Source organism: Phenylobacterium sp., from assembly GCF_035569475.1.
Taxonomy (GTDB): domain Bacteria; phylum Pseudomonadota; class Alphaproteobacteria; order Caulobacterales; family Caulobacteraceae; genus Phenylobacterium.
On sequence record NZ_DATMNA010000059.1, the window covers coordinates 1 to 8401 of the forward strand.

The window sequence follows — 8401 nt, forward strand, 5'->3', positions numbered from 1 at the left end:
GTGCCAGCGACAGCTTGTTGTCGGCCACCGTCGCCGCACCCGTCGCGGCGTTGCGCTCGACATGGATTGGCGGGTCCATGGCGGCGCGGTCGATGTCGGTGAGGAGGTAGCCGCCGTCGAGGGCGAGCCCCAAGACTTTGAGCGCGGCAAGGCTTGCGGTCGCAAGCAGCACGACCGGGATCAGCCGGAGTTCGCGCACCCACCGCGTCATGCTGCGCGATCGCCGGTCCGGGTCCGGGCGCGCTCGACCAGGGCCTGGGCCGCGGCAAGCGTGGATTGCGCACTGGCGCCGGCAGCGCCCGGCTCGCCGGGCTGGGCAGACGGGACGACGGGTGGGACGGGCCGGCTCGCCGCGGCGATCTGGGAGAGCCGCCGCAAGACCTCGTCGCCCGCGGCGAGCTGCGCCTCGATGCTTGCCGAGAATCGCTCGGCGGCGCGCAGCCGCTCGCCGAGATTCTGGTCGCATTCCCGCACCGTGACCTTGAGGCCGCCGATGGCGCGGTCGGCGATCTCGGTCGCCGTGATCAATTCGGCGATGACCGCCCGCAGCGACTCCTCGTCGGCGCGCAGTCGGCGCAACCGCCGCTCCAGCACCATGCAATAGCCGATCGTGATCACCAGCAGGATCGCGACCGTGCCCTCGATGATAAGTCCGATCATGTGGTTCATGACGGCTCCATTCTGCCCGACCGCTCGCCGGCGGTCTCGAACATGGCGAAGGTGGTCTTGGGCTTGCGCAGCGGCCTGATCACCCGGACGGCGACGCGATCGCCGACCCGGCCCATGCGGCCCTCCGTCAGCGCGACCTCGCCGCAGCGCATGGTGACAGGCGCGTCCGGCCCGATGTCGAGTTCGAGGGTGTCGCCGACGTTGAGCTCCAACATCCGCTTGAGCGGCAATTTCGCCTCGTAGAGCACGGCATCGACGGCGATTTCCGCCTGGCCGATCTCGGTCGCGAGATGGCCCTCCCAGATCGGGTCGCGGCCGAACTTCTCGCCCATGAACATCTGCAGCAGCACGTCGCGGATCGGTTCGATGGTCGCATAGGGCAACAGCAGCTCGACCGAGCCGCCGCGATCCTCCATGTCGATCCGCAGCTTGACCAGGATCGCGGCATTGGCATGCCGCGAGATGACGGCGAAGCGCGGATTGGTCTCGAGGCGATCGACCGCAAAACGCACCGAGGAGACCGGGGCGAAGGCGAGCTCGGCGTCGGCCAGGATCACCTCGACCATCCGGCGGATCATGCTGGACTCGATCGTGGTGTAGGGCCGCCCCTCGATGCGCATGGCCGCCGTGCCGCGCCGGCCGCCCAGCAGCACGTCGACGATCGAATAGATCAGGTTGGAGTCGACCGTGAGCAGGCCGTAGTTGTTCAGCTCCTCGGCGCGGAACACCGACAGGATCGCCGGCAGCGGGATCGAGTTCAGGTAGTCGCCGAAGCGGATCGAGGAGATGTTGTCGAGGCTCACTTCCACGTTGTCGGAGGTGAAATTCCGCAAGCTGGTCGTCATCAACCGGACAAGCCGGTCAAAGACGATCTCCAGCATCGGCAGGCGCTCGTAGGAGACCAGGGCGGAGTTGATGATCGCGCGGATGCCGGTCCGCTCGCCGCCTTCTTCCTCGGAGAGGTCGAAGCCCAGCAGGCTGTCGATCTCGTCCTGATTGAGGATGCGTTCGGATTGGGCGTCGGCGTCGTCGCCCCAGCCGGCCGCGCCCTCGCCGCCGGCGCCGGCGCCTTGGGTGTTTTCGGTCATCTCTTCGGGTTCGTCGGCCATGCGTCTTGAGCGATCGCGGGCGCGCCTCGTGGAGAGGGCGCTAGTTGATCAGCATCTCCTCGATCAGGACGGCGTTGGCCTTGGATGGCGCGATGACCAGATTGACCCGGCGCAGGATCTCCATGCGAAGCTGGTAGGAGCCCTGGGAGCCGGAAAGGTCCTCGGGCCGCAGTTCGCGCAGGAAGGTCTGGAACATGTCCTGGAGCCTCGGCATGTTCGGCTCCAGCTCGTCGACGGTCGCCTGGTCGGGGAGTTCGAGCGTCAGCTTCAGCTTCAGGAAGGTCGGCCGGCCGTCGGCGGTCTGCATGTTCACGACCACGTCGGGGATCGTGTAGAACAGCACGCCGTCGGGGCCCTCGCGGACCATGGCGGTCTTGTCGTCCTTCTTGCCCTTGTCGTCCTTGCCCTTCTTGGCGGAGGACTTCTTCTTGGCGTCCTTGCCGGACGCCGCCTCGGGCTTCGGCTTGAGCATGAAGAACGCGCCCGCGCCGCCGCCGCCAAGCACCACGAGGGCGCCGGCGCCGGCGATGAGCATGAGCTTCATCGAGAGCTTCTTCTTGGGCTTGGCGCCCCCGCCCTCTTCGCCCTCGGGGGCTTCCCCTTCGGGCGCCTCCTGGACCTTGTCCTCGGCCACGCGCGCGTTCCTTAGAAACCTACACGCTCCCTCTTGCGGCCAAGTTGGTTAACGCCCGGTTTTTAACGGACGTTAATGGGTGACAACCCTGCCCGGCAGTTTCCGCCGCTGGGCGCCCGTTAACTTTCTTATTTATTGATTTTGCTTGGGTTTCAAACTGGCCCGAAGCTTGCAGCCTAGTTTGACGAAAGTGTCGCGTCCAAATCGGCTGTAAGGATTCCATGGACAACGCCCTCTACGTCGGACTGTCGAACCAGATGGTGCTCAAGCGCCAGATGGACATCGTCGCCAACAATATCGCCAACTCGGACACCACCGGCTTCAAGTTCGAGTCCCTGATGACCCGTGAGGTCCCGGGCGCACCGGCCTTCACCCTGGGCGGACCGAGGCCGGTGAAGTTCGTCGGCTCCGACGGCGTGGCCCGCGACTTCGGCCAGGGCGGCCTGCGCCGCACCGACGCGGCGCTCGACGTGGGCATTGAGGGTCAAGGCTTCCTGAAGGTCACCACCAAGAACGGCGACCGTTTCACCCGCGACGGCCACCTGCGCACCGACGCCAACGGCCTCCTCACCACCCAGGCCGGCGACCCGGTCGCCGACGACGGCGGCGGCACGATCACCATCGACCCCCAGAAGCCCGGCGAGATCACCATCACCCCCGATGGCGTGGTGAGCCAGGGCAAGGAGCGGATCGGCAAGCTCGGCGTCTACAACTTCCCCAGCCTGTCGGCGCTCGAGAAGACCGGCGACAACTACTACCAGAACGCGTCGAACCAGGCCCCGGTCGTCACGACCGACGCCAAGCTCCGCCAGGGGATGCTGGAGACCTCCAACGTCAACCCGATCCTGCAGATCACCAAGCTGATCGAGGTCAGCCGGGCCTACGAACAAGTCACGCAGATGATGTCCACGGAATCCGACCTGTCGCGCACCTCGGTCGCGCGGCTGGGCAAGGCGAATTAGTGAGGATCTGAGCCCATGCAAGCTCTTAGGACCGCCGCGACCGGGATGGCCGCGCAGCAGATGAACGTCGAGGTCATCTCGAACAACATCGCCAACATGAACACCGTCGGCTTCAAGAAGCAGCGGGCCGAATTCCAGGACCTGCTCTACCAGACGCTGGAGCAGGCCGGGGCCCAGTCCTCCGACCAGGGCACCATCGTGCCGACGGGCGTGCAGATCGGCGCCGGTGTCAAGGCGGGCTCGGTCTACCGGATCAGCACCCAGGGCGCGCTGACCGCCACCGGCAACCAATTCGACCTGGCGATCAACGGCCGCGGCTACTTCCAGGTGCTGACGCCCACCGGCGACAATGCCTACACCCGGGCCGGCAACTTCGCGGTCAACGACCAGGGCCAACTGGTCACCCAGGACGGCTACCTGATCCAGCCGGCGATCTCGATCCCTCAGACCGCCACCAACGTCACCGTCTCTCAGTCGGGCCAGGTCCAGGTGACCCAGCCGGGTTCGCCCACCCCGACCGTGGTCGGCCAACTGGAGCTTGCCAGCTTCATGAACGAGGGCGGCCTCTCGGCCCAGGGCTCCAACCTCTTCAAGGAGACCGGCGCCTCCGGGCCGCCGGTCATCGGCACGCCGGGCCTGCAGGGCCTGGGCACGCTGACCCAGGGCTACACCGAGGCCTCCAACGTCGACCCGGTGACCGAGATCACTGCCCTGATCGTCGCCCAGCGCGCCTACGAGATGAACTCCAAGGTGATCTCCACGGCCGACAACATGCTGGGCGTGGCCAATCAGGCGAAGGCCTGAGCCATGCGCGTGATCCTGACCCTCGTCGCCGCCCTGGCGCTCGCCGGCCCCGCCTTCGCGGGTCGCGCCGTCAGCCTGAGGCCGGACGCCGCCAGCGGCGATTCGGTGGTGACCCTGGGCGATCTGTTCGACGGCGCGGGCGCCGCGGCGCGGGTGACCGTCGCCGAGCGGACCGGCCAGACGGTGGTGCTCGACGCCGCCGCGGTGCAGGCCGCCGCCCGCCGCGCCGGCCTCGACTGGGACAACCCCGACGGCCTGCGCAAGATCGTGGTCCGCGCGGGCCTTTCCGCCGGCTCGGCCGCGGCCCCGGCCGCCGGCGCGGGCGCGGCGCACGGCAATGTCCAGGTCCTGACCTATACCCGCAGCCTGAACGCCGGCGAGATCGTGCAGCCCACGGACCTCACCTGGGTCAAGGTCGCCGCCGCGCCCGCCGACAGCCCCACCGAGGCCGAGGCGGTGATCGGCCAGGCGGCCAAGCGGCCCTTGCGCGCCGGCGCCGTGGTGCTGGCCCGCGACGTGGGCGCCGCCATCGTGATCAAGCCGGGCGACACGGTCACCGTCACCTACGAGGCCGACGGCATTTCGCTCTCGCTGGAAGGCAAGGCCATGGGCGGCGCCGGCGTCGGCGAGTCCCTGGTGGTGCTGAACACCCAGTCCAAGAAGACCGTCCAGGCCATGGTGACCGGACCCGGCCAGGCCGTGGTCGGCCCCGCCGCCCAGGACATCAAGACCGCCCGCTCGCTCCGCTACGCCGCCCGCTAAGAGGAAGACCGTCCCATGCGCACCCGTTTCGCCGCCGCCGCGGCCTTCATCGTCCTCGCCCCGCTGGGCGCCTGCTCCACCATCAAGGAGGCCGTGCGCGGCCCCGACCTGGCGCCGGTGGGCTATCCAGCCGCCCTCGCGCCGCTGGACCAGAAGATCATCGCCCAGGCCAACGCCCCGCAGCCGGCCACCGCCAACTCGCTGTGGCGCACGGGCGCGCGAACCTTCTTCAACGACCAGCGCGCGGCCAAGGTCGGCGACATCCTGACGGTGCTGATCAACATCAACGACTCGGCCAAGACCACCAACGAGACGACCGCCGGGCGGACATCCACAATGACCGCCGGGATCCCGCACCTGCTGGGCCTGGAATCGACCTTGGGGAAAATCCTGCCGAGCGGCTACGACCCGGCCAACGCGATCTCGACCAATTCGAAGTCGACCAACGACGGCGTCGGCGCGGTGAGCCGGCAGGACCAGATCAGCCTGACGATCGCCGCGGTGGTCTCCTCGGTGCTGCCCAACGGCAACCTGGTGATCCAGGGCACGCAGGAGGTGAAGACCAACACCGAGGTGCGCCAGTTGACCATCGCCGGCATCGTGCGGCCCGAGGACATCTCGGCGGCCAACACCATCCTGCACACCCAGATCGCCGAGGCCCGCATCAACTACGGCGGCCGCGGCGACATCAGCAGCGTCCAGAAGACCCCGGCCGGCCAGTCCCTGCTCCAGCGGTTCTCGCCGTTCTAGACGGCTTCGGCCCAGGCCGCGACCAGTCGCCCGATCTCCGCGAGCGGCGCGCTGCGCTGGGCCATGTCGCCCTCCGCACCATAGGTGTAGGCAGCAATCAGGATGGGCTGGCGCCCGGGCGGCCAGAAGGCCGCGAGGTCGTTGACGCCGCCTTTGGGCAGCCACGCGCCGGTCTTGTCTCCGACGCGCCAGGCCTTGGGTGCGCCCGCCCGCAGCCGGTCGTCGCCCGTGCGGTTGGCGACCATCCAGCCGGTCAGACGCTGGCGCGAGGCTGGCGAGAGGGCGTCGCCGACCAGCAAGGCCTGCAGGTCGCCCAGCATGGCCGCCGGTGTGGTCGTGTCGTGGACTTCGCCTGGCGCGACCTTGTTGAGATCGGTCTCAGCATGATCGAGCCGCGTGACCGGGTCGCCGAGCGTGCGCGCGAAGGCCGTCACGCCGCTGGGCCCGCCCACGGACCGCAGCAACAGGTTGGCTGCCGCATTGTCACTGTAGATCATCGCCGCCTCGCATAGGCTGGCGACGTCAAGGCTTCCGCCCACGTGCGGCTCGGTCCCCGGCGACACCGGAAGCAGGTCGGCCTTGGAGATGGCGATGCGTCGGCCGAGGGTTTCCCGCCCTTGGTCCACGCGATGCAGCACCGCGGCGGCGAGCAGTAGCTTGAAGGTGCTGCACATCGCGAACCGTTCGCCTTCTCGGTAGGCGATTCGACGATTCGATCCGGTGTCGAGGACGGCAAGGCCGATCCGCCCGCCGGCCTCCAGCTCGAGAGCCTTCAGCCGCGGGTGAAGGGCGTCCGGGACCGCGAAGGCGGCGGGTGCGGCGCAGGACGCGAGCATGGCGATCGCCATGCGTCGGGTCGGCGTCGGAATCACTAGGCGCGCCAGCCCTTGGCCACGGCGTTGTCCATGCCGAGCGCATGCAGGGCGGCGCGGACGATGCCTTCGGCGTCGAGGCCGGCCTGGGCGTACATGGCCTCGGGCTTGTCGTGGTCCTGGAAGATGTCGGGCAGGACCAGCGGGCGGACCTTCAGGCCGCGGTCGAGCGCGCCGTTCTCGGCCAGGGTCTGCAGGACAAAGGCGCCGAAGCCGCCGACCGCGCCCTCTTCCACGGTGATCAACGCCTCGTGCTCGCGGGCCAGGCGCAGGATCAGGTCCACATCCAGCGGCTTGGCGAAGCGGGCGTCGGCGACGGTGGCCGACAGGCCGCGCGCGGCCAGCATGTCGGCGGCCTTGCAGGCCTCGCCGAGCCGCGTGCCGAAGGACAGGATGGCCACCGCCGTCCCCTCGCGCACGATGCGGCCCTTGCCGATCTCGTAGGGCTCGGCCAGCGCCGGGATCTCCACGCCGGTCCCCTCGCCGCGCGGATAGCGGAAGGCGGACGGGCGGTCGTCGATCTCCACCGCCGTGGCCACGGCGCGGGCCAGCTCCGCCTCGTCGGCCGGGGCCATCAGCACCATGCCGGGCAACGCGCCCATGAAGCCGATGTCGAAGGAGCCGGCGTGGGTCGGCCCGTCGGCGCCCACCAGGCCCGCGCGGTCCATCGCGAAGCGCACCGGAAGGCGCTGGATCGCCACGTCGTGCACCACCTGATCGTAGCCGCGCTGCAGGAAGGTCGAATAGATCGCCGCGAAGGGCTTCATCCCGTCGGCGGCCAGGCCCGCGGCGAAGGTGACCGCGTGCTGCTCGGCGATGCCCACGTCGAAGGTCCGCTCGGGGAAGCGCTGCTCGAAGATGTCGAGGCCGGTGCCCGAGGGCATGGCCGCGGTGATCGCCACGATCTTCGGGTCGATCTCGGCCCGCTTGACCAGCTCCTGGGCGAAGACCTTGGTATAGCTGGGCGCTGCGGCCTGCGCCTTGGCCTGCTGGCCGGTGATGACGTCGAACTTCACCACCGCGTGGTGCTTGTCGGCGGCGTTCTCGGCCGGGGCGTAGCCCTTGCCCTTCTGGGTCACGACGTGGACCAGCACGGGCTTGTCGGTGATGGCGCGGGCGTTCTGCAGGACGTGGACCAGGGCGTCCATGTCGTGGCCGTCGATCGGGCCGACGTAGTAGAAGCCCAACTCCTCGAAGAAGGTGCCGCCGGTGACCATGCCGCGGGCGTATTCCTCGGCCTTGCGGGCGGCTTCCTGCAGGGGCTTGGGGAAGGCCTTGGCCATCGACTTGCCGATGTTGCGCAGGGACTGATAGCCGCCGCCGGAGACCAGCCGGGCCATGTAGGCGCTCATCCCGCCCACCGGCGGGGCGATCGACATGTCGTTGTCGTTGAGGATGACGGTCAACTGCCGCGTGGTCTCGCAGGCGTTGTTCATCGCCTCATAGGCCATGCCCGCGCTCATCGAGCCGTCGCCGATCACGGCGACGACGCGGTTGTCCGCGCCCTTCTGGTCGCGGGCGGCGGCGAAGCCGAGGGCGGCCGAGATCGAGGTCGCCGCGTGCGCCGCGCCGAACGGGTCGTAGGGGCTCTCCGCCCGCTTGGTGAAACCCGACAGCCCGCCGCCCTGCCGCAGGGTGCGGATGCGGTCGCGCCGTCCGGTAAGGATCTTGTGCGGATAGGCCTGGTGGCCGACATCCCAGATCAGGATGTCCTTGGGCGTCTCATAGACGTGGTGCAGGGCGACGGTCAGCTCGACCACGCCCAGGCCCGCGCCCAGATGCCCACCGGTGGTGGACACCGCGTCGATGGTCTCGATGCGAACTTCCTCGGCCAGCTGC

At 69.0% G+C, this 8401-nt stretch carries 10 protein-coding genes; 4 read left to right on the forward strand and 6 right to left on the reverse strand.

From position 1 onward, the window contains the following. The 4 genes from VNW53_RS09460 to VNW53_RS09475 form a co-directional block, all read right to left on the reverse strand. Positions 1 to 211: hypothetical protein (locus tag VNW53_RS09460; protein WP_325555280.1), on the reverse strand; the 211-nt coding region annotated here is incomplete at its 3' end. Next, positions 208 to 669 carry a DUF6468 domain-containing protein gene (locus VNW53_RS09465; RefSeq protein WP_325555281.1) on the reverse strand — a complete coding sequence of 154 codons (462 nt, stop codon included), beginning with the start codon at positions 667 to 669 and terminating at the stop codon, positions 208 to 210. The genes VNW53_RS09465 and VNW53_RS09460, both read right to left, overlap by 4 nt. Continuing rightward, positions 666 to 1778 (reverse strand): flagellar motor switch protein FliM, encoded by a 1113-nt coding sequence (fliM, locus tag VNW53_RS09470; protein WP_325555282.1) that lies wholly within the window; start codon positions 1776 to 1778, stop codon positions 666 to 668. The genes VNW53_RS09465 and fliM overlap by 4 nt, the downstream gene beginning before the upstream one ends. 40 nt (positions 1779 to 1818) lie before the next feature. Further along, positions 1819 to 2412, reverse strand: coding sequence for a flagellar basal body-associated FliL family protein (locus VNW53_RS09475; protein WP_325555283.1), 594 nt, complete (start codon positions 2410 to 2412; stop codon positions 1819 to 1821). Between the two features lie 221 nt (positions 2413 to 2633). On the opposite strand from VNW53_RS09475, the gene flgF reads away from it, so the two are divergent. From flgF to flgH, 4 genes are read left to right on the forward strand one after another with little or no spacing between them, the layout of a single operon-like run. Further along, positions 2634 to 3374: a flagellar basal-body rod protein FlgF gene (gene flgF / locus VNW53_RS09480; RefSeq protein ID WP_325555285.1), complete on the forward strand. Its 741-nt coding sequence runs from the start codon at positions 2634 to 2636 to the stop codon at positions 3372 to 3374. A gap of 15 nt (positions 3375 to 3389) precedes the next feature. Continuing rightward, positions 3390 to 4178 carry a flagellar basal-body rod protein FlgG gene (gene flgG, locus VNW53_RS09485; protein WP_325555286.1) on the forward strand — a complete coding sequence of 263 codons (789 nt, stop codon included), beginning with the start codon at positions 3390 to 3392 and terminating at the stop codon, positions 4176 to 4178. Between the two features lie 3 nt (positions 4179 to 4181). Then, positions 4182 to 4940, forward strand: a complete 759-nt coding sequence (flgA, locus tag VNW53_RS09490) for a flagellar basal body P-ring formation chaperone FlgA (protein WP_325555287.1) — start codon at positions 4182 to 4184, stop codon at positions 4938 to 4940. A gap of 15 nt (positions 4941 to 4955) precedes the next feature. Continuing rightward, positions 4956 to 5690, forward strand: coding sequence for a flagellar basal body L-ring protein FlgH (gene flgH / locus VNW53_RS09495; RefSeq protein ID WP_325555288.1), 735 nt, complete (start codon positions 4956 to 4958; stop codon positions 5688 to 5690). On the opposite strand, the gene bla is transcribed toward flgH, so the two are convergent. Together bla and dxs are read right to left on the reverse strand one after the other, a co-directional pair. Continuing rightward, entirely contained in the window at positions 5687 to 6538 is an 852-nt protein-coding gene (gene bla, locus VNW53_RS09500) for a class A beta-lactamase (protein WP_325555289.1), read from the reverse strand. The two genes, flgH and bla, sit on opposite strands and share 4 nt — an antisense overlap. A gap of 23 nt (positions 6539 to 6561) precedes the next feature. Beyond that, the coding region (dxs, locus tag VNW53_RS09505) for a 1-deoxy-D-xylulose-5-phosphate synthase (protein WP_325555290.1) at positions 6562 to 8401 on the reverse strand (1840 nt) is incomplete at its 5' end.

Coding starts and splice junctions, on each gene's coding strand:
- bla (WP_325555289.1), bottom strand. CDS start 6,538: ATGGCGATCGCCATGCTCGCGTCCTGCGCCGCACCCGCCGCCTTCGCG.
- VNW53_RS09465 (WP_325555281.1), bottom strand. CDS start 669: ATGAACCACATGATCGGACTTATCATCGAGGGCACGGTCGCGATCCTG.
- flgH (WP_325555288.1), top strand. CDS start 4,956: ATGCGCACCCGTTTCGCCGCCGCCGCGGCCTTCATCGTCCTCGCCCCG.
- flgA (WP_325555287.1), top strand. CDS start 4,182: ATGCGCGTGATCCTGACCCTCGTCGCCGCCCTGGCGCTCGCCGGCCCC.
- flgG (WP_325555286.1), top strand. CDS start 3,390: ATGCAAGCTCTTAGGACCGCCGCGACCGGGATGGCCGCGCAGCAGATG.
- flgF (WP_325555285.1), top strand. CDS start 2,634: ATGGACAACGCCCTCTACGTCGGACTGTCGAACCAGATGGTGCTCAAG.
- fliM (WP_325555282.1), bottom strand. CDS start 1,778: ATGGCCGACGAACCCGAAGAGATGACCGAAAACACCCAAGGCGCCGGC.